This is a genomic window from Arsukibacterium sp. (assembly GCF_041616895.1).
Taxonomy (GTDB): Bacteria; Pseudomonadota; Gammaproteobacteria; order Enterobacterales; family Alteromonadaceae; genus Alishewanella.
Genome location: NZ_JBFJPY010000035.1, coordinates 1 through 19,258 on the forward strand (window position 1 = coordinate 1; position 19,258 = coordinate 19,258).

General features: G+C 50.1%; 18 protein-coding genes. 10 read left to right on the forward strand and 8 right to left on the reverse strand.

Annotated elements, in window-relative coordinates:
* Window positions 1-234: 234 nt before the first annotated feature.
* The 5 genes from rluB to ABY802_RS07915 all read right to left on the reverse strand — a co-directional run bounded on the left by rluB (window position 235) and on the right by ABY802_RS07915 (window position 4,211).
* Window positions 235-1,215, reverse strand: a complete 981-nt coding sequence (rluB, locus tag ABY802_RS07895; protein WP_372626503.1) for a 23S rRNA pseudouridine(2605) synthase RluB — start codon at window positions 1,213-1,215, stop codon at window positions 235-237.
* Complete coding sequence (scpB, locus tag ABY802_RS07900) at window positions 1,215-1,799, reverse strand: SMC-Scp complex subunit ScpB (protein ID WP_372626504.1); 585 nt, start codon at window positions 1,797-1,799, stop codon at window positions 1,215-1,217. Before scpB ends, rluB begins: the two co-directional genes overlap by 1 nt.
* Window positions 1,799-2,620, reverse strand: coding sequence for a ScpA family protein (locus tag ABY802_RS07905; protein ID WP_372626505.1), 822 nt, complete (start codon window positions 2,618-2,620; stop codon window positions 1,799-1,801). The genes scpB and ABY802_RS07905 overlap by 1 nt, the downstream gene beginning before the upstream one ends.
* 6 nt (window positions 2,621-2,626) lie before the next feature.
* On the reverse strand, window positions 2,627-3,247 hold the full coding sequence (locus tag ABY802_RS07910) for an L-threonylcarbamoyladenylate synthase (RefSeq protein WP_372626506.1): 621 nt from the start codon (window positions 3,245-3,247) through the stop codon (window positions 2,627-2,629).
* A 127-nt stretch (window positions 3,248-3,374) separates the two neighbouring features.
* Window positions 3,375-4,211 (reverse strand): PHP domain-containing protein, encoded by an 837-nt coding sequence (locus ABY802_RS07915; protein WP_372626507.1) that lies wholly within the window; start codon window positions 4,209-4,211, stop codon window positions 3,375-3,377.
* Window positions 4,212-4,345: 134 nt separating this feature from the next.
* Between ABY802_RS07915 and ABY802_RS07920 the strand changes: the two genes are divergently transcribed.
* From ABY802_RS07920 to ABY802_RS07955, 8 genes are all read left to right on the forward strand, one after another.
* Window positions 4,346-4,525 carry a DUF6435 family protein gene (locus tag ABY802_RS07920; RefSeq protein ID WP_290611470.1) on the forward strand — a complete coding sequence of 60 codons (180 nt, stop codon included), beginning with the start codon at window positions 4,346-4,348 and terminating at the stop codon, window positions 4,523-4,525.
* Between the two features lie 261 nt (window positions 4,526-4,786).
* Window positions 4,787-6,373, forward strand: coding sequence for an anthranilate synthase component 1 (locus ABY802_RS07925; protein WP_372626508.1), 1,587 nt, complete (start codon window positions 4,787-4,789; stop codon window positions 6,371-6,373).
* Between the two features lie 24 nt (window positions 6,374-6,397).
* Window positions 6,398-6,991 carry an aminodeoxychorismate/anthranilate synthase component II gene (locus tag ABY802_RS07930; RefSeq protein WP_372626509.1) on the forward strand — a complete coding sequence of 198 codons (594 nt, stop codon included), beginning with the start codon at window positions 6,398-6,400 and terminating at the stop codon, window positions 6,989-6,991.
* A complete protein-coding gene (gene trpD / locus ABY802_RS07935; protein ID WP_372626510.1) occupies window positions 6,988-8,085 on the forward strand; it encodes an anthranilate phosphoribosyltransferase in 1,098 nt (365 codons plus the stop codon). Before ABY802_RS07930 ends, trpD begins: the two co-directional genes overlap by 4 nt.
* Entirely contained in the window at window positions 8,078-9,586 is a 1,509-nt protein-coding gene (gene trpCF, locus ABY802_RS07940; RefSeq protein ID WP_372626511.1) for a bifunctional indole-3-glycerol-phosphate synthase TrpC/phosphoribosylanthranilate isomerase TrpF, read from the forward strand. Before trpD ends, trpCF begins: the two co-directional genes overlap by 8 nt.
* Window positions 9,583-10,821, forward strand: coding sequence for a tryptophan synthase subunit beta (gene trpB / locus ABY802_RS07945; protein WP_372626512.1), 1,239 nt, complete (start codon window positions 9,583-9,585; stop codon window positions 10,819-10,821). The genes trpCF and trpB overlap by 4 nt, the downstream gene beginning before the upstream one ends.
* The gene (trpA, locus tag ABY802_RS07950; protein ID WP_372626513.1) at window positions 10,822-11,622 is read left to right on the forward strand and encodes a tryptophan synthase subunit alpha; all 801 of its coding nucleotides are present in this window, start codon (window positions 10,822-10,824) and stop codon (window positions 11,620-11,622) included.
* A 138-nt stretch (window positions 11,623-11,760) separates the two neighbouring features.
* Window positions 11,761-12,240 (forward strand): peptidylprolyl isomerase, encoded by a 480-nt coding sequence (locus tag ABY802_RS07955; protein WP_372626514.1) that lies wholly within the window; start codon window positions 11,761-11,763, stop codon window positions 12,238-12,240.
* Between the two features lie 10 nt (window positions 12,241-12,250).
* On the opposite strand, the gene ABY802_RS07960 is transcribed toward ABY802_RS07955, so the two are convergent.
* Together ABY802_RS07960 and ABY802_RS07965 are read right to left on the reverse strand one after the other, a co-directional pair.
* A complete protein-coding gene (locus tag ABY802_RS07960) occupies window positions 12,251-13,426 on the reverse strand; it encodes a PQQ-dependent sugar dehydrogenase (protein ID WP_372626515.1) in 1,176 nt (391 codons plus the stop codon).
* Between the two features lie 4 nt (window positions 13,427-13,430).
* Window positions 13,431-13,898, reverse strand: a complete 468-nt coding sequence (locus ABY802_RS07965; RefSeq protein ID WP_372626516.1) for a hypothetical protein — start codon at window positions 13,896-13,898, stop codon at window positions 13,431-13,433.
* Between the two features lie 159 nt (window positions 13,899-14,057).
* On the opposite strand from ABY802_RS07965, the gene hemH reads away from it, so the two are divergent.
* Together hemH and ABY802_RS07975 are read left to right on the forward strand one after the other, a co-directional pair.
* Window positions 14,058-15,143, forward strand: a complete 1,086-nt coding sequence (gene hemH, locus ABY802_RS07970) for a ferrochelatase (RefSeq protein ID WP_372626517.1) — start codon at window positions 14,058-14,060, stop codon at window positions 15,141-15,143.
* 9 nt (window positions 15,144-15,152) lie between these two features.
* Window positions 15,153-18,221 carry a transglycosylase domain-containing protein gene (locus tag ABY802_RS07975; protein WP_372626518.1) on the forward strand — a complete coding sequence of 1,023 codons (3,069 nt, stop codon included), beginning with the start codon at window positions 15,153-15,155 and terminating at the stop codon, window positions 18,219-18,221.
* On the opposite strand, the gene ABY802_RS07980 is transcribed toward ABY802_RS07975, so the two are convergent.
* Entirely contained in the window at window positions 18,218-19,207 is a 990-nt protein-coding gene (locus ABY802_RS07980; protein ID WP_372626519.1) for a GGDEF domain-containing protein, read from the reverse strand. The two genes, ABY802_RS07975 and ABY802_RS07980, sit on opposite strands and share 4 nt — an antisense overlap.
* Window positions 19,208-19,258 lie beyond the last annotated feature (51 nt).

A 19,258-nucleotide genomic window follows, 5' to 3' on the forward strand; every position in this document is an offset into this window, starting at 1 on the left:
GGCGAATTGCTGCCGCCACAGGCCGACATCAACACTACACAGGCAGTCAGGCAACACCCGAAAAGAAATCGTCTGACTGTCATTCCCTACTCCTTTTATCGCTACCAGTTGACTCACTGTAGCTCAATCCTCAGCCCTGTTTTGTAATTAAAAGTTAACGGTTACTTTACTAAAGCCGACAAACTAAAAAAGGCGCCAGGGCGCCTTGTTGTAAAGTTAAGCGATGGTCAATGTTTAGCTTTGGCCCTGCCTGGTTGGTTTTTTGTTGGTAGGCTGGCGCTGGGGTGATTTGCCTTTGCTCGCTGGCGCGCGTTGAGGCTTGGCAGCAGGTTTTGGTTTTGGTTCGGCTTTTTTGGCTGGTGTTTTTTCTGCAATTTGATGTTTGCGCACCGCCCGCTTCATACTGGCTAAGCGACGACGCCGTTCGGTACGGTCTTCGCTTTTTACCATAGTTTGCTCTTCCGCGCCCAAATGAACTAACTTACGCAGATAATTCACTTCATCCAGCGGATACTCGGCGTAGCCGCCAGCTGGTATATGCTTGGGCAACAGTAAATCACCATACCTTACCCGGATCAGCCTGCTAACTACCGCCCCTTGTGACTCCCACATCCGGCGTACTTCACGGTTACGGCCTTCAGTTAGCACCACATGGAACCAGCGGTTAATCCCTTCACCGGGCAGCGCTTTAATTTTCTTAAAGTTGGCTTTGCCGTCTTCAAGCTCAACGCCGGTGCGCAGGCGCTGGATCATGGCATCGTTAATATCGCCAAATACCCGCACCGCGTATTCACGTTCTACTTCAAATTTGGGATGCATTAACCGATTGGCCAGCTCACCGTCGGTGGTAAACAACAATAAACCTGAGGTGTTAATATCCAGCCGGCCAATGGCGATCCAGCGTGCCCCTTTAATGGTGGGTAAGCGGGAAAATACCGTGGGTCGACCTTCCGGATCCGTTCGCGAACATATTTCGCCTTCCGGCTTATGGTACGCCAGTACCCGGCAAATTTGCTGCTCTTCACTGGCCAGTTGCACCGGATGGCCGTCAACCCGCACGGCTTGAGTGGTGAGTACCCGATCACCCAGGCTAGCGGGTTTACCGTCAACCGTCACCCGGCCTTTGCTAATCCATTCTTCCATTTCACGGCGCGAACCTACACCAGCACGGGCTAATACTTTTTGCAGTTTTTCGCTGCTGTTTTTATCACTCATTAGTGTAACTCTCCAGTCATCTCGACGGTGGGAAGAAGATCAGCCGTCAGCTCGGTAAATTCCGGCAAAGGCGGCAAATCGCTGAGGCTTTTTAAGCCAAAATAATCTAAAAATAACGCGGTAGTCGCATATAGACCGGGGCGGCCCGGTACCTCTTTATGCCCAACCACTTTTACCCAGCCACGATCGAGTAAGGTGCGCATAATCTGGCTACTCACCGTCACGCCCCGCACTTCTTCAATTTCACCCCGGGTTAAAGGCTGCTTGTAAGCAATAAGTGCCAGCGTTTCCAGCACTGCCCGCGAATAGCGGGCGGAACGTTCGGGCCACAGCTGGGCCAAATCATCACTAAGTTCAGGCCGGGTCTGAAAGCGAAAACCAGAAGCGGTTTCCAGCAGCATAATGCCGCGGGCACTATAGTCGTGCTGTAATTGGCGAATTGTAGCATCAATCCGGCTTTTGCTGACAGTAAAACGTTGCAACACCGATGCCTGTAGCTCAGCCACACTTAACGCCTGTTCACTGGCAAAAATAGCCGCCTCAATTAATTGCAGCAGTTGAATATCATTAATTTTCTGGGCCATCAGCCTAGCTCCCTGGCAAGTTTGACATGGATCTGGCCATACGCTTCAACCTGAGTAAGCTCTACCATTTTTTCCTTGGTCAGCTCCAGTATCGCCAGAAAACTCACTACCACGCCCTCGCGCCCCTCGTTGTATTCAAAACAGTCTTCAAACACCAGATAACCCTGGCGCTGTTGTAACAAATCTAAAATACGGCTCATGCGTTCACGGGTTGATAAATGCTCGCGTTTTATATGATGGTGCTGAAAATCTTTGGCGCGCTGCATAATGCTTTTTAACGCCATCACCAGTTCACTCAGTTCAACCTCAGGCAAAATAACCAAAGGGCTGAAATTATCAGCAAGTGCCGCCTTTGCTGTAAAGTGATCACGTTCGTCCCGGGGCAGACTATCCAGCTCGCTGGCGGCCTGTTTATAGATTTCATACTCCTGCAAGCGGCGAATAAGCTCAGCCCGTGGATCATGTTCGTCATCTTCGTGTTGGGTATGTTTTGGCAGCAATAAACGTGATTTTATTTCCGCTAACATAGCCGCCATCACCAGATATTCGGCAGCCAGTTCGAAGTTCAGCCCCTGCATTAAATCAATATATTCCATATATTGCAGGGTAATTTCATTCACCGGTAAATCGACAATATCAAATTTATGCTTACGAATAAGATACAGTAAAAAATCTAATGGCCCTTCAAACGCATCCAGCATCACTTCCAGCGCATCGGGCGGAATATATAAATCATCCGGCCGCTGATGCACCGCCTCGCCACGCACAAAGGCTAGCGGCAATGGCTGCTGAATGGTTAAAATGCCAGGTGGCGTGCTCATTTGCGCTTACTGAAATGGCGTGGGATCACCACGGCCTTCACGCAGCACCGTCGCGCCCTCTTCAGATAAATCGACCACCGTAGTCGGGTCTTCACCAATGACCCCACCGTGCATAATTAAATCGACCTGGCGTTCTAACTGAGCACGCATATCGTCCGGATCGGCTTCGGCGAATTGCTGGCCTGGTAAAATTAAGCTGGTTGATAACAAGGGCTCACCCAACTCTTCAAGTAATGCCTGAGCAATTTTATTTTCCGGGATCCGCAGGCCAATCGTCTTTTTCTTGTCGTTTAACAGGCGTCGTGGCACTTCTTTGGTGCCGCGAAGGATAAAGGTATAGGCCCCTGGCGTATTATTTTTAATCAGCCGAAACGCGGTATTCTCTACTTTGGCATACACCGATAACTCTGATAAATCACGGCACATCAGGGTAAAGTGATGATCACCGCTGATCTGGCGGATCTGGGTAATTTTGTCCATGGCACTTTTATCACCAACATGACAACCCAGCGCATAACCGCTGTCAGTAGGGTAAACCACCACACCGCCCTGCTTAATAATTTGCACCGCTTGTTTCAGCAAACGCTGTTGCGGATTTTCGGGGTGAATATGAAAAAATTGGCTCATTATTTGTTCTTCTGTTGTTAGTAAACTGCCTGGCAGCTTTAATTTATTATTACCTAAGATAAACCTGGCACCAGCGCAACCTGTGCCTTGCAAGCTAAGTTACCTTTGCTCTCAATTACCTTTTCTTTCAGTTAAGAGACCAGTTGTGCCAGACCGGCTTAACATCGTCTGTTAAATATAGGTTTTTTCCAAGATCATTCCAGCTGGTTTGCTGATGAAAATCTGAACCTACTGACGCCGTTAGACCATGTAACTGACATAACGCCCACAGCTCGCGTTTTTGCACCGGGGTTTGCTGCGGTGAAATAATTTCTATCGCATCACCGCCCGCTGCGGCAAACTGCTCAGCCAACCGCTTTACCCATTTTGTTGTCAGCTGGTACTTTAATGGATGTGCCAGCACCGCAACGCCACCGGCATCGTGGATCCATTGCACCGCTTCGGCCATCTCTACCCAGTTGCTTGGCACATAACCGGTTTTGCCGCGACCCAGATACTTTTTAAATACATTATTAATCGAGCTGGCTTTACCAATATTAACCAGATGGCGGGCAAAATGTGTACGGGTTAGCGCCGCACCATTGGCAAGGGCCAATACTGCGGGCATCACATCCGGGATCTGGCTTTTTTCCAAGCGCCGGGCCATTTCCTCTGCCCGCTCCAGCCGTCTTTGCTGTTGCGATGCTAGCCGGCTTAAAAACAACGGGCAGTCTGGGTTTATATTCAGGCCAACAATATGTATTTCCAGCTGCTGCCAGCGGGTGGATATCTCCACCCCATTAACCAGCTGCAGCGACAACTGGTATTCGCTGATGGCTTCTCTGGCAGGCGTTAATCCGGCTACCGTATCATGGTCGGTAATGGCTAGCGCATCCACGCCCCGCTCTGTCGCACGCAGCACCAGTTCGGCTGGCGACAATACACCGTCAGAGCAATGGGTATGGCTGTGTAAATCAAATTTCATCGGCACCTCAGTTTCAGGCCGCTATTGTCGCACAGGCCCGGCATTTGGCAAAGCATCAGCCGTTAACCCAGTTTGAACCAGAACCGCGAAGCGTGCGTATTGTTCAACAATACAAACCAACGCGAGGCACGAGCATGTTCGGCTTTTTAAAACCCAACCCTGAAAAAAAATTGCGTAAAGCCTACGACAGTAAACTGGAACAAGCCATGCACGCCCAGCGCAATGGTGATATGCGCTTGTATGCTGATTTAACCGAGCAGAGCGAAAAAATTTGGCAACAGCTGACTGAGCTAAAGCAAACTGCCGCGAAATAGGGCCTTCTGGCCGCTTATACGCTTTTATTTCTAGCTTAGAACAAAACAGCACTTGACCCGCAACAAAAATCGCGGTTTTATGTGCCCATATTATTGTAATAACCGTTGATTAAATTATATGTCAAATACAGCAGCCTTTAACCTGACTAACTGGTGGTGGCACATACCCTGCGGGCGTGTGTAGGCGTTGTATTCGCTTTAATTACGTAAGCCCGTTTCCTGATAAGAAGCGGGTTTTTTCATTTTAAGAGACTTAACGATATGATTTTTAGCCATATTACCGACCAGCAAGGCGAAGTTGCCAGTATTACCATGCCGGTGCCATACCAGAGCGATGCCCTGGCCAGCTTTGCCAGCTTAAGTACCGACAGCAACGGTGCGGTGCTGCTTGAGTCAGCAGAAATTGACAGTAAAGACAACCTGAAAAGCCTGATGCTGGTTGATGCCGCGCTGCGCATTGAATGTAATGGCATGCAGGTGAATGTGACCGCACTTAGCCAGAACGGGGCTACCTTATTGCCATTTCTGGCAGACAAGCTGGCAAATTTTGCCAAAGTAAGCCAAAACCAAACCACATTAACGCTGAATTTTAGTCAACCCGACCCGTTACTGGATGAAGTAAGCCGGCTCGTTCAACCTAACCCGTTTTCGGTATTAAGGGTAATACAACACCAACTGACCAGCCATAATGCCACCACAGGCGATGAGCCAGACTTTTCAATCATGCTGGCAGGTGTTATCGGCTATGACATGGTGGCCAATGTTGAGCAGCTGCCAGAGGTGGGCAACGGTAATAATCAGTGTCCTGATTATCTGTTTTATCTGGCAGAAACGCTGTTGGTGCTGGACCATCAACGCCAGCAAAGCCAGCTGATTGGTAATGTGTTTTGTGGTGAACATGCCCCGGCTACCTATTTTGTCATAGGCAAACGACTGGAGCAGTTAAAGCACCGCCTGGCGGCCGCCGAACCATTAACTGCAGGCAAGCCTGGCGATGACAGCCAGTTGCAGGTTGATATCAGCGATGCGAAATTCAGTCAGCAGGTAGAAGCACTTAAAGAGCACATTGTCAGTGGTGATGTGTTTCAGGTGGTGCCATCACGCTGTTTCAGCCTGCCCTGCCTCAACCCGTTGGCGGCCTATGCCAAATTAAAGCAGCTTAATCCCAGCCCTTACATGTTTTATTTAAAAGACCCTGCTTTTCAGTTATTTGGGGCATCTCCCGAGTCTGCGCTGAAATTTACCGCCAGCAACCGCCAGGTTGAAATATACCCGATTGCCGGTACCCGCCGACGTGGTTTTAAAGCGGATGGCAGTATCGACCGTGATTTAGACAGCCGCATTGAACTGGAGCTGCGTCAGGACGAAAAAGAAAAAGCCGAACATTTAATGTTGGTTGATTTAGCCCGCAATGATGTGGCCCGGATCAGTGTGCCGGGCAGTCGCTATGTTAAAGAGCTGCTAAAAGTGGATCGCTACTCGTATGTGATGCATCTGGTCTCCCGGGTTATCGGCACTCTTAAACCAGAGCTGGATGCCTTGCATGCCTATCAGGCCTGCATGAACATGGGTACCTTAGTAGGCGCCCCAAAAGTGAAAGCGGCAGAGCTTATCCGCCAGGTAGAACAGCAGCGGCGCGGCAGTTATGGCGGCGCTGTCGGTTATTTAACCGGCAATGGTGACTTCGACAGTTGTATTGTTATCCGTTCGGCCTATGTTGCCAATCAAAAAGCCTATATTCAGGCTGGCGCCGGCGTGGTATTTGATTCGGTAGCCGAACTGGAAACTGAGGAAACCCGTAATAAAGCACAAGCCGTGATCAGCGCCATCATGGCAGCAGGACATTAACCGGTGAGCAAGGAGCAGAAAAGCATGATAACCACCCTGTATTTACTCGACAATATCGACTCCTTTACCTACAACCTGGTTGATGAGTTTGCCCAGTTAGGCTATGCCATTAAGCTATACCGCAATACTGTGCCTGCAGACTACATTTTTCAGAAAATGCAGCAGGAAACCGGTCCGGTAATCCTGGTACTGTCACCCGGGCCTGGCGCGCCCTCAGATGCCGGCTCTATGCCTGCATTATTAAAGCAAGTGGCGGGCATTTATCCGGTATTGGGAATTTGTCTCGGCCATCAGGCCATTACCGAGCATTATGGTGGTATCGTTGGCCGTGCCGGCGAAACCGTCCATGGCAAAACCGCCAGTATTAGTGTTACAGCACATCCGGTTTTTGCAGGCCTGCCCAATCCGTTTTCAGTAGCTCGTTATCATTCCCTAATGGCAACAGAGCTGCCCAATACCTTAACTTGCATCGGCATGGACCGACATATCCCCATGGCCATTATTCATGAACAACAGCGGATGCTGGGCTTTCAGTTTCATCCGGAATCTATCCTGACCACGTTGGGCAAGCCACTACTGCAACAAAGTATTGGTTATTTATTAAGGAGTGACGCATGAGTAGCCAACAACAGGTTCTTGCGCAGCAAAACACCCAGGAAAGTCAGCAGGCAACGTCGCTAAAGCTGGTACAACAGGCACTATCTGGCGAACCGCTAAGCCAGCGTCAGAGCACTGAATTTTTTAGCGCGGTAGTAGCGGGTGAAGTAACGCCGGTGTTGCTTACGGCGTTATTGGTTGCCCTGAAAATGCGTGGTGAGACTGCTGATGAAATCGCCGGTGCGGCCAAAGCGCTGCGCCAGGCCGCCCAACCTTTTCCAGGTAAAGTCGCCGGCAGTATTGACTGCTGCGGCACCGGTGGCGATGGCAGCAATACCATTAATATTTCAACAACCGCAGCGATTGTCGGTGCCTGCATGGGCTTGCCGGTGATTAAACATGGCAATCGGAGTGTGTCATCCAGCTCAGGCTCAGCTGATTTACTGGAACAACTGGGTATTAATATACAACAATCGCCAGCGCAGGCCGCCAACACGCTTAAGCAAAGCAACTGCAGCTTTTTATTTGCGCCCTTGTACCATGCAGGTATCAAACACGCGATGCCCGTGCGCCAGGCGTTAAAAAGCCGTACGCTGTTTAACTTGCTGGGCCCGCTGGTTAACCCGGCAGCACCTGATTTTCAGCTGCTAGGGGTGTATGATCCGGCACTGTGCCGGGTAATGGCAGAAGCCTTGCAGCAATTGGGCACTAAAGCAGCATGGGTGGTGCATGGCAGCGGCTGTGATGAAATAGCACTGCATGGCAAAACGAATGTTTGTCAGCTAAAAGACGGCGAAATAACCGAGTTTACGCTCAGTCCTGCCGATTTTGGTTTGACTGAACACCCCTTAAGCAGCCTGGCAGGTGGCATGCCCTCAGAGAATGCGGCGGCTACTCTGGCCATTCTTAATGGTAGCGGGCAACGCGCTCATAACGAGGCGGTCGCAATGAATGTCGCGGCCATGCTGAAAATTGCCGGGCGAGGCGACAATTTGATAACCAATACCTTGGCGGTACTGGAATGCCTGGCCAGTGGCAAGGCGATGCACACCTTGCAACGATTTAAAGCTATCAGTAACAATAACGTGGATAACGAGGTATCAGGCCATGGCTGAGCAACTTATCAGCACACAGCAAAGCGATGAACAGTTAACCGGCGTACTGGCCAAAATTATTGAGCATAAAAAAGCAGAGGTAGCGCTGTTAAAGCAGGCAACGCCGCTTGAGCAGTTTATTGGGCAAGTCACACCCAGCAGCAACGGCTTTTTAGCGGCACTTCAGCAGCCTGGCAGCCGGTTTATTCTGGAGTGTAAAAAAGGCTCTCCTTCCAAAGGCTTAATCAGGCAGAATTTTGATTTAACCGACATTAGCCAGGTCTATAACACTTACGCCGATTGCATCTCGGTACTGACTGATGAACATTTTTTTCAGGGCAGTTATCAAAATCTGGCGAAGATGCGCCAGCTTAGCGATAAACCATTGCTACATAAAGACTTTATCATTGACCCTTATCAGGTTTATCTGGGGCGGCTAAAGGGTGCCGATGCCGTATTACTAATGTTATCGGTATTAAGTGACGAGGCTTACCGGCCACTGGCTGAACTTGCCAGCAAACTGAATATGACGGTGCTGACGGAAGTAAGCAATGAAGCAGAAACCCGCCGTGCAGTGGCGCTTGGTGCTAATTTAATTGGCATAAATAACCGTAACTTGCGTGACCTTAGCACTGACCTTAATACCAGTTTTCTGCTTGCAAAGCTGATCCCGGATGGGGTTACGGTGGTATCAGAGTCGGGTATTTATAACAATCAGCAAGTTCGTTATTTACAGCCGGTTGCCGATGCGTTCTTAGTGGGTAGCTCGCTGATGGCGGAAACAGATTTAGCCTCAGCAGCCCGTAAACTTATTGTCGGCGAGCACAAAGTATGTGGTTTAACCCGGGCAGAAGACGTTACAGCCGCTTTTGCCGCCGGCGCCTACTATGGCGGTCTTATTTTTGCGCCCGCTTCCAAGCGCTGCATTAATTTAGAACTGGCCAGCGAGCTGATAAAGGCCGCGCCGCTTCACTTTGTCGGGGTATTTGTTGATGCCGCTGTCAGTGACATTGCGCAAATGGCCAAAACGCTGCAATTGCATGCCGTGCAGTTGCATGGCAGTGAGACAGATCAGGACATTACGGCACTGCGCGCAGCCTTACCTGCGGGTTGCCAGATTTGGAAAGCATACCGGGTGGCTGATACCTTGCCGGAATTCACTAAACTGGCCGACCGGCTGTTGCTGGATGCCTATCACCCGGCATCCCATGGTGGCAGCGGGCAGGTATTTAACTGGCAGTTGTTACGCCAACCACTGGATACACTGACGGATTTGCCGGTAATGCTGGCCGGCGGCTTAACACCGGACAATGTCAGCGAGGCGCTTACCCTGCCCGTGGCCGGCTTAGATATGAATTCAGGCCTGGAAAGTGCGCCTGGCATAAAGGACAGTATTAAAATACAAGCGGCTTTTACCGCGATACGCGCGTTCCAGTACCGGGACGCCCCCTCTTCTGAGCAGACTAAGCACTCGAAGAAGGCTGAGCAGACAACGCAGACAACGCAGAGAGAAGTATTATGAGCGAGCTAAAATTAAACCCTTACTTTGGCCAGTATGGTGGCATGTTTGTGCCGCAACTGCTGGTGCCTGCGCTAAAACAACTGGAACAAGCCTTTGTTGATGCGCTACAAGACCCGGCATTTGATGCTGAATTTCAGCAACTGCTAACAGAATATGCCGGCCGGCCGACCCCACTAACCCTGTGTCGCAATTTATCACCTAACCCTTTGGTGAAAATTTATATGAAACGGGAAGACTTACTGCACGGCGGCGCCCATAAAACCAACCAGGTACTGGGCCAGGCATTACTGACCAAGCGGATGGGTAAAAAAGAAGTTATTGCCGAAACTGGCGCCGGCCAGCATGGCGTTGCCACTGCCTTAGCCTGTGCGTTACTGGGCTTGAAGTGCCGGATTTACATGGGTGCCAAGGACATTGAACGCCAGCAACCAAACGTGTTCCGGATGAAGCTGATGGGCGCCACCGTTATTCCGGTTACCGCCGGCTCCGGCACCTTAAAAGATGCGGTGAATGAAGCCATGCGCGACTGGTCAGCCAGCTACGATACCAGCCATTATATGCTGGGTACCGCCGCAGGCCCGCACCCGTTCCCGACCATAGTACGGGAATTTCAGAAAATGATTGGTGAAGAGTCGAAACAGCAAATTCTTAAAGCCGAAGGTAAATTACCTGATGCCGTTATTGCCTGTGTTGGCGGTGGCTCAAACGCCATTGGTATTTTTGCGGACTTTATTAAAGAAGACGGAGTAAGGCTGATTGGCGTGGAGCCGGGCGGCAAAGGCATTAATACCCACCAGCACGGTGCCGCTTTAAGTACCGGTAGCTACGGCATTTTACACGGTGCATTTACCGCCATTATGCAAACCAGTGATGGTCAGATTGAAGAGTCCTATTCAGTCTCTGCTGGTCTCGATTATCCGGCGGTCGGCCCACAGCACACCCATTTACAACAAACTGGCCGCGCTGAGTATGTTGCAGTAAATGACGATGAAGCGCTCGCCGCTTTTCAGCATTTAGCCATGGCTGAAGGGATTATCCCGGCACTCGAAAGCTCGCATGCACTGGCACATGCTCTTAAAATGGCCAAAGAGGCAACTGAACCCATGGTGTTGTTGGTTAATTTATCGGGTCGTGGCGATAAAGACCTGAGCCATGTGCATAGCATTCTGACCGAACAAGCCGCCGAGCAGGCTGCCGCAGACGATGCCACGAATAGCAAAAAGGGAGCGCACTAAATGGAACGTTATCAACAAATGTTTGCCCGATTATCAGAGCAACAGCGCGGCGCTTTTGTGCCCTTCGTAACCGTAGGCGACCCTGGGCCGGAGTTATCGTTTGAGATCATCAAAACGTTAATTGACGGTGGTGCCGATGCACTGGAGCTGGGTATTCCGTTCTCCGATCCGATAGCAGATGGCCCGACAATTCAGAACGCCAATCTGCGGGCGATGAAAGCCGGCGTTACCCCGGGGATCAGCTTTGAGATTATCCGCAAAATCCGCGAATACAACGCCGATATCCCAATTGGCTTACTGCTGTATTCTAATCTGGTGATGGCCAGAGGCTTAGATACCTTTTACAGCCAGGCAGCCGCTGCCGGGGTCGACTCGGTACTCATTGCCGATGTGCCGTTGCATGAAAGTAAAATGTTTCGCCAGGCAGCCATGGCCCATAACATTGCCCCTATTTACATCGTGCCACCAAACGTGGATGACGATGACCTGCGCGCTATTGCCTCTTATGGCCGCGGTTATACTTATTTACTAAGCCGCGCCGGCGTCACCGGTGCAGAAACCAAGGCTGCGATGCCAACGGCCGAGTTAATTGCCCGGATTAAAGCCTATAATCCGGCGCCGCCGTTGCTGGGTTTTGGTATTTCAACCCCCGCTCAGGTTACCGATGCCATCGCAAGCGGTGCTGCCGGTGCTATTTGCGGCTCGGCCATTGTGAAAATTCTGGAGCAAAATCTAGAGCAGCCCGATAAACTGCTTAGCGAGCTGAAAACCTTTATTGAGCAAATGAAAGCCGCCAGCTAGCCATTAGCAACGCGCCCTCCCCCGCTGCCAGTGGTTATTCCGGTCACTGCAGCGGGGAATTTCTATCAGCCACTTCGGTTTTGGCTGCCAAGTCGTTATAATGCCGTTCTCACTCCACTAAATTAAAAGAATACCGCAATGAATATCAGCGAAAATGCCGTGGTCCAGTTTCACTATTCCTTAAGCGATGAAACCGGCGAGCTGGAAAGCTCTAAAGGCAGTGCTCCCTTACTTTATATGCATGGTCAGCAGCAAATGTTGCCTAAGTTAGAAGCCGCTTTAGAGGGTAAGGCTGCAGGCGACACGCTGGAGCTGACGCTGGCACCGACCGACGCTTATGGCGAAGTACAAACCAATGCGATTCAGGACATTCAGGTGAAATACCTGCATGGTGCTAAAAAGTGGAAGCCCGGCATGAAAGCCTGGATCCAGACCGAAGAAGGTCAGCGTCAGGTTACCGTGGTAAAAGTTGGGATGTTTAAAGCACAAATTGACGTTAACCACCCGCTCGCCGGCAAAACCCTGACCTTTAAGGTTGAAATATTAAACGTGCGCCCTGCCACTGCAGAAGAAATCGCTCATGGCCATGCCCATGGCGAAGGTGGCCATCAGCACTGATAAAGCTTGTTTACTGTACCTGAGCGCTTGTTGCAGGCTCAGGTTGCGGGCTCAGGCGCAGTAACTGGCCTTTGTCGCTGTCGGTTAACAGATACAAGGCGCCATCCGGCCCGGTACGAACATCCCGCAACCTCTGGTTGCGTTCAGTCAGTAATTTCTGCTCGGCAACGACCTTACCCTCTTTTATTTGCAAATGATGCAACGCTTTACCTGCCAGTGCGGTTACAAACAGATCGCCCTGCCAATTAGCAAATAAGCTACCTTGATACAGCGTCATGCCCGCTGGCGCAATCGAAGGGCTCCAGTGCCAGATCGGTTCCTGCATACCCGGGTACTGCCGGAACGGCGATACTCTGGCGCCGGTATAATCAATACCACGGGTCGCCACTGGCCAGCCATAGTTTTTACCCGGCTCGATAATATTCAACTCATCGCCGCCGCGTGGACCATGCTCGTGGCTGTATACCCTGTTAGCTGCATTATCCCAGACGATCCCCTGCACGTTGCGATGGCCCATACTATAAATTTCACTGGCAAAGCCGGCCTGGCCGACAAAGGGGTTGTCAGCCGGAATACTGCCATCTGACTGCAGCCTGATTATTTTTCCCAAATGGTTAGCAGGGTTTTGCGCCTGCTCGCGATAATCAAAGCCATCGCCCAAGGTCAATAAAATACTGTTGTCAGGCAGCTGCACCATGCGCCCGCCATAATGAGCCGCCCCCTGCCGATAGGGTTTGGCCTTAAAAATCTGCTGAATATCGGTTAACTGTCCCTGTTGCCAGCGAGCTGATGCCAGGCAAAGCGTATTGGCCTTATCGTCACCACAGACATAACTGAGTAGCAGCTGTTGGTTCTGATGAAACGCAGCAGGCAGCAATACTTCCAATACCCCCCCTTGTGCTGCGACGTATAAACCCGGTAAGGCCGGCGCTACCTCTGCAAGTAAGGTTCCCTTTGCAGATAAGTGTTTTAATTTGCCGGTACGTTCAGTGACTAAATAACTGCCGTCTGCCATAAACGCCAGCGACCAGGGGTAATTCAGATCCTCAGCCACGATAGTTACCTGATAAGGCAACTCCTGCACTTTTGCTGATTGCACGGTTGTCGACAGCGCCGTTGTCGATAGCACAGGGGCCGATAGCACTGTGGTTACTAGCATCATGGCTAACAGCACACGGCCTTTCATTAGTTTATCCATTTTTGGCCTCACTGTTGCGCGTTAAACTGACATATATGGCGGCGCCGGCAGCAGCAGATAACGCCAACGCCAGGCTACCGGCAACACCGCGACTGGCAGCAATTAAGGTTGGCATTGGTGCCAAGGTATTGATTAAGCTTAATGCCAGCAGCAGCGCCACGACCGTGATCATCACAGCCAGCCACAACACATTTATCGTAATTAAAAGCCGCAGTAAACGACAGGCAATTAATGACAGCAACAGCACCGGAGCCAGAATAACCAACATTATCGGTGCAAACGACTGCAAATCAAACCACACGGTATACAGCCAGTCGCTGAGCGATACCTGTTCAACTAGGGAGGCTATCGCCATTAAATTAAACTGGCTTTGCACGACACTGCAAAGGGCAGCCGCAATAATTAATCCGATAATATAAGCCAGGACTTTACGAATAAAAGTGGGTTGCGAAATATTCATAGTGTGCCGCTGTTGAGACATTAATTCAGTACCATAGCACGTTTTTTCAATACTTTTAATTATCCGAAACTGCTACCATATCAATCACGCTAACCAAACCAATCGGTTGTCTGCTGCGTAACGCCAGACTCTTTATTTCAGCATCTGAAAGTGACCATTATGGCTTTTATTAATAACCCGAATTACCAGCACAGCAGCCCGGATAAGATTGGGGTGCTTTTAACCAATCTGGGTACACCTGATGCGCCGACACCAAAGGCATTAAAGCGGTATTTGAAGCAGTTTTTATCCGACCCGAGGGTAGTGGAAGTTCCGCGTCTGCTATGGTGGCTTATTTTAAACGGCGTTATCTTAAGGATCAGGCCACGGCGCTCAGCCAAAGCCTATGCCACCGTTTTTACCGAGCAAGGCTCGCCTTTACTGTTCCACACCCGAGCACAAGCTGAAGCGATTGCCAGCCAGTTTGCGAAAGATGGCAGAACAGATGTCGTGGTCGATTTTGCCATGCGTTATGGCAACCCCTCATTTAGCTCGGTGCTCGACAAAATGTTTGCCGCGGGTGTGCGCAAGATCCTGGTATTACCGTTATATCCGCAGTATTCAGCGTCCACGTCGGGCTCTACCTTCGATGAGCTAGCCCATGATTTCACCCGGCGCCGCTGGCTGCCAGACCTACGCTTTATCTCGCACTATCATGACAATGCCGGTTTTATTGCCGCTTGTGCAGAGCGAATAAAAGAGCATTGGAACGAGCATGGCCGTAGCGAAAAATTAATGTTCTCTTACCACGGCATTCCCAAGCGCTATTTATTAAACGGTGACCCTTACCACTGCGAATGTTACAAAACCTCCCGCTTAATAGCAGAGGCGCTGGGGCTGGCGAAAGATGACTATATGACCACGTTTCAGTCACGTTTTGGCCGTGAGGAATGGCTAAAACCCTACACCGATGAAACCTTAAAAGCCCTGCCTGCTCAGGGTGTTAAATCGGTGCAGATTTTTTGCCCGGGCTTTGCTGCCGATTGTCTGGAAACCATTGAAGAGATTGGCGAAGAAAACCACGAATACTTTATGGAAGCAGGTGGCGAGCAATATCAGTACATCAGCGCGTTAAACGATCGGCCCGCGCATATTACGGCACTTTACCAGTTGATTAATCAAAATTTACAAGGGTGGCAGGTAACTGCCGAACCAGAGCGGGCAACGCGGGCGGATGCCCTCCGTCACGAAAAATATGGGGACTAAACGGATAGTATGAGTGAACCACGAGGCCAATCGCATAGAATTGAGCCAACGCTGAATGCTAAACCGCCCGTTAACCGGATAAAATTTGATAACGTGCGCGAGAAGCCTGCTATCGCGCCACCGATGCCGCCATTTCGCTATTTACCCTGGCTATTGATACTGTTGGTGCTGCTTATTTTAGTGGCGCTGTATCAGGAAAGCCGAAACCATTTTTATCAATCAACTTTGTGGCATTGGTACGCAGCAAAACTGACTTATCAGGTGCAAAGCGGGCCCACCACCCAAATCCGTTTTCCATCAGCAGGGCCTTTCGATCAACGCTTTGGTTATTCTGAATTACCGGTATGGAGTAGCAAACTGCAAAATTCAGGTTTTGCTATTACCCAACAAAGCCAGTTTTCTGAGGACCTGCTTCGCTATGTAAAGCATGGTTTCTCGCCGCCCTATACCGAAAAAAATCATGCCGGGCTAAGTATTCAAAGCTGCCAGCAGCAGCAAATGTACCAGAGCAGATCGCCGGCATTTCAGTTTGACAGCTTGCAGAGTATTGCACCGCTGCTGGTAAAAAGTTTGCTGTTTGTTGAAGATCGCACTTTGCTCTCGCCAACGCATCCTCATGCCAATCCGGTGATTAATTTCCCACGGCTTGGCGCAGCTATCTGGTCGCAGTTGCAACGAGCAGTTGGCATCCCGGCTAACGCTGCTGGCGGTAGTACACTGGCAACCCAACTGGAAAAATACCGGCATAGCCCACAGGGCTTAACCTCAGACATCACTGATAAAGCACAGCAGTTGGTGTCAGCCAGTGTCCGGGCATATCAGCACGGTGTTGATACGCAGCAAAGCCGTGAGAGAATTGTGCTGGACTACGTCAACACGGTACCGTTAGCGGCAACAGCAACCTACGGTGAAGTTAATGGCATAGGGGAAGGGTTATTTGCCTGGTTTGGTGCAGAACCAGCCCGGGTCAATCAACTTTTGCAAATGGCAGAGCCTTATACCGAAGAGCAAGCACTGGCGTTAAAACAGGTATTGGCACTGATAATAGCGCAGCGCAGGCCATCTTATTATCTGCTGCAGGGGCGCGACGATCTGGAACAACTGGTAAACAGCCATCTGAATTTGATGCGCCAGCAAGCGTTACTACCCGATGCGTTGGCCAGCAAAGCCATTAAACAGACGTTACATTTTAACGGCAAGCCAGCACCGATGGCAGTCCGGGGTGACGATTTTAAAGCAGTCACTATGGTGCGCACCCGACTCAGTCAGTTACTTACTCAAAACCTATATCAACTGGACAGACTTGATTTGAGTAGCCAGACCACATTGCATAGCCAGTTGCAACGTGACATCAGTCGGCAATTACGTCAGCTCAACGATTTCAATACTGCAGAACAAGCCGGACTGTTTGCCGAGCGCTTATTACAACCAGGGCAACAGCATCAGGTTAAATACAGCTTTACTCTGTATCAGGCCACCGACAGCGGCAATAAAGTGCGGGTACAAACCGATACCACTGACCAACCCTTTGATTTAAACGATGCCAGTAAACTGGAACTAGGTTCTACTGCAAAACTTAGGGTGCTGATAAGTTATCTGGAGATTATCGCTGAGTTGCACCGTCTTTATAGTGAAGAGCCGACCGACACCTTGCAGTTTATCAATATTGCGCCGCAGGATAATCTAACCGCCTGGGCAGTAGCTTTTCTAATTGATAACCCCGGTGCCAGGCTTGATGCTATGTTGCAGCAGGCATTAGAGCGGCGCTACAGTGCCAATCCACAAGAAAGCTTTCAAACCGGCGGGGGCTTGCATACCTTTAACAACTTTCGCAAAGAAGAAAATGTGATGAAGCCCACCGTGGCCGAAGCGCTGCAACATTCTATCAATTTGCCTTTTGTCCGGTTGTTGCAGGATATCGTCAACTACAGTATCTATCATGGCGAAAACAGCAGCTATCAGCTGCTGGCAGATGACAGCAACCCGCAACGCGACCAGTATCTGCGACGCTTTGCAGACCGCGAAGGCACTACCTATATCCGCCGTTTCTGGCAAAAATATAATCAAAAAACCACAGAGCAGCGACTGCAGGTTTATCTTGCCAGTAGCAGACAGACACCAGAACGACTGGCCGTGGCTTTTTTAACGATACAACCAGAGGCCACAGCAGAGCAATTTCTCAGCGTCATGCAGCAGCAGTTTGGCAATAGCACAGGCAACGACGACTTGTTAAAGCTCTATGCTAAATATCAGCACAATACTTTTGATTTACCCGATCGGGCGTACCTATCCCGCAGCCACCCTTTGGAGCTATGGTTGCTAAGCTATTTACACGCAACGCCTGACGCGACGCTAAAAATGGCCATTGCCGATAGCAGCGATACAAGACAAGAGGTTTACCAGTGGCTATTTAAAACCCGTTTTCGTAGTGCACGGGATAATCGTATTCGCAATATGCTGGAAATAGAAGCATTCTGGGATCTGCATCACCGCTGGCAACGTTTGGGATATCCGTTTGATTATTTGGTGCCCTCCCTTGCCACTGCCCTGGGCAGTTCAGGAGATCGGCCAGCAGCACTGGCTGAATTAATGGGTATTATTATTAATAACGGCAAAAAGCTTCCCACCATCCGCATTGATGAGTTGTCGTTTGCCACTAATACCCCCTACCATACCCAGTTCAGGCGCCAGCCATCGCAAGATCAGCAAGTGCTAGACCCGGAGGTGGCATTAACAGTAAGGAACGCCTTACATCAGGTAGTTAGTAATGGTACTGGCCGACGGCTAAATAATAGCTACACCACAGATAACCTGTTGATCGGCGGAAAAACCGGCACGGGGGACAACCGGCTGGTACAACTCAATACCAAAGGGCAGCAGGTCAGCTCTAAAGCAGTTAATCGCACTGCAACCTTTGCGTTCTATCTGGGGGATAAACACTTTGGCGTACTGACGGCTTATGTGCCGGATGCTAACGCAGCACAATTTAGCTTCACCTCAGCACTACCGCTGCAGGTTATGAACAATCTGGCGCCTGTCTTACGACCGTATCTGGCTGGCGACACCTGGTGTCGCTAGGCCGCCACCACTTTATTCCGGCCTTGATGCTTAGCCTGATACAAGGCGAGATCTGCCCGGTGTAACCAACTCTCCCAACTCTCGTCATCTTGCAGTAGCGCAATACCGATAGAGGTGGTTAACTTTTTACCATCAGGCAAACTTAAGTGCTGGTTAACTCCAAGCCTGATCTTTTCGGCCAGCTTTTGCAGATCAGCATGTTTAATATCAGCAAGCAGTACCACAAACTCTTCGCCGCCAAACCGGTATACTGCATCATGCTGGCGCACCATTTTCTTCAGCACTGGCACCAGTTCAGTTAAAACTTCATCGCCCGCTTTATGCCCATAGTTGTCGTTTATTTGCTTAAAAAAATCGAGATCAAGCAGCATCAGGCCATATTCAGTACCGGCTTTTTTACGCTGGCTTATTGCGGTTATCAACGCGTCATCCAACGTACGTCTGTTGGCTGCACCGGTCAGACTATCGGTCGTGGCCAGCAGCTTTAACGCTTCACGCTGAGTTTGCGTGCGATACGCAAACATATAAGCAAACAGGCTGGTGACAAAACTGGTGACAGTAAATGAACCTAACTGAAAAAACGATGCAAAAATCTGCCCCGAATTGAGCAGAGAGTACGCCACTAACACCGAAACTGAACCTAACAACAGCACCAAAGCTTTTAACGGGGAGACCAGAAAAAAAGTAAAGACGATAAAAGGATAAACCCAGAATAAGCCATCTACACCCAGGTTAATACAGACAAGGATAACCCCCACACAAAAAACGACTGCCATTACCAGGCCCGGGCCTTTGGTATTATCCGTTCGCCAGGCAAAAATAACGCAACAGATGCTGACCAGTACCATCACCAGATCGGAGACACCCACCACAATATTACCGCTGAGTAAGCGGTAAATACCGTATGGCGTAACGCAAACCGTAATCATCAGCCCTACCAGACTTAACATTGCCAGGTAGAAATTACTTTTTAACCGTGCCAGCAAACTACTCTATCCTGATTTTTTATTATGGCGCTAATATAGGGGCTTTAAGGA

What these genes read in the sequence shown, in the direction of transcription:
- rluB (WP_372626503.1), bottom strand. Translation starts at nt 1,215, where the DNA reads ATGAGTGATAAAAACAGCAGCGAAAAACTGCAAAAAGTATTAGCCCGT.
- scpB (WP_372626504.1), bottom strand. Translation starts at nt 1,799, where the DNA reads ATGGCCCAGAAAATTAATGATATTCAACTGCTGCAATTAATTGAGGCG.
- ABY802_RS07905 (WP_372626505.1), bottom strand. Translation starts at nt 2,620, where the DNA reads ATGAGCACGCCACCTGGCATTTTAACCATTCAGCAGCCATTGCCGCTA.
- ABY802_RS07910 (WP_372626506.1), bottom strand. Translation starts at nt 3,247, where the DNA reads ATGAGCCAATTTTTTCATATTCACCCCGAAAATCCGCAACAGCGTTTG.
- ABY802_RS07915 (WP_372626507.1), bottom strand. Translation starts at nt 4,211, where the DNA reads ATGAAATTTGATTTACACAGCCATACCCATTGCTCTGACGGTGTATTG.
- ABY802_RS07920 (WP_290611470.1), top strand. Translation starts at nt 4,346, where the DNA reads ATGTTCGGCTTTTTAAAACCCAACCCTGAAAAAAAATTGCGTAAAGCC.
- ABY802_RS07925 (WP_372626508.1), top strand. Translation starts at nt 4,787, where the DNA reads ATGATTTTTAGCCATATTACCGACCAGCAAGGCGAAGTTGCCAGTATT.
- ABY802_RS07930 (WP_372626509.1), top strand. Translation starts at nt 6,398, where the DNA reads ATGATAACCACCCTGTATTTACTCGACAATATCGACTCCTTTACCTAC.
- trpD (WP_372626510.1), top strand. Translation starts at nt 6,988, where the DNA reads ATGAGTAGCCAACAACAGGTTCTTGCGCAGCAAAACACCCAGGAAAGT.
- trpCF (WP_372626511.1), top strand. Translation starts at nt 8,078, where the DNA reads ATGGCTGAGCAACTTATCAGCACACAGCAAAGCGATGAACAGTTAACC.
- trpB (WP_372626512.1), top strand. Translation starts at nt 9,583, where the DNA reads ATGAGCGAGCTAAAATTAAACCCTTACTTTGGCCAGTATGGTGGCATG.
- trpA (WP_372626513.1), top strand. Translation starts at nt 10,822, where the DNA reads ATGGAACGTTATCAACAAATGTTTGCCCGATTATCAGAGCAACAGCGC.
- ABY802_RS07955 (WP_372626514.1), top strand. Translation starts at nt 11,761, where the DNA reads ATGAATATCAGCGAAAATGCCGTGGTCCAGTTTCACTATTCCTTAAGC.
- ABY802_RS07960 (WP_372626515.1), bottom strand. Translation starts at nt 13,426, where the DNA reads ATGAAAGGCCGTGTGCTGTTAGCCATGATGCTAGTAACCACAGTGCTA.
- ABY802_RS07965 (WP_372626516.1), bottom strand. Translation starts at nt 13,898, where the DNA reads ATGAATATTTCGCAACCCACTTTTATTCGTAAAGTCCTGGCTTATATT.
- hemH (WP_372626517.1), top strand. Translation starts at nt 14,058, where the DNA reads ATGGCTTTTATTAATAACCCGAATTACCAGCACAGCAGCCCGGATAAG.
- ABY802_RS07975 (WP_372626518.1), top strand. Translation starts at nt 15,153, where the DNA reads ATGAGTGAACCACGAGGCCAATCGCATAGAATTGAGCCAACGCTGAAT.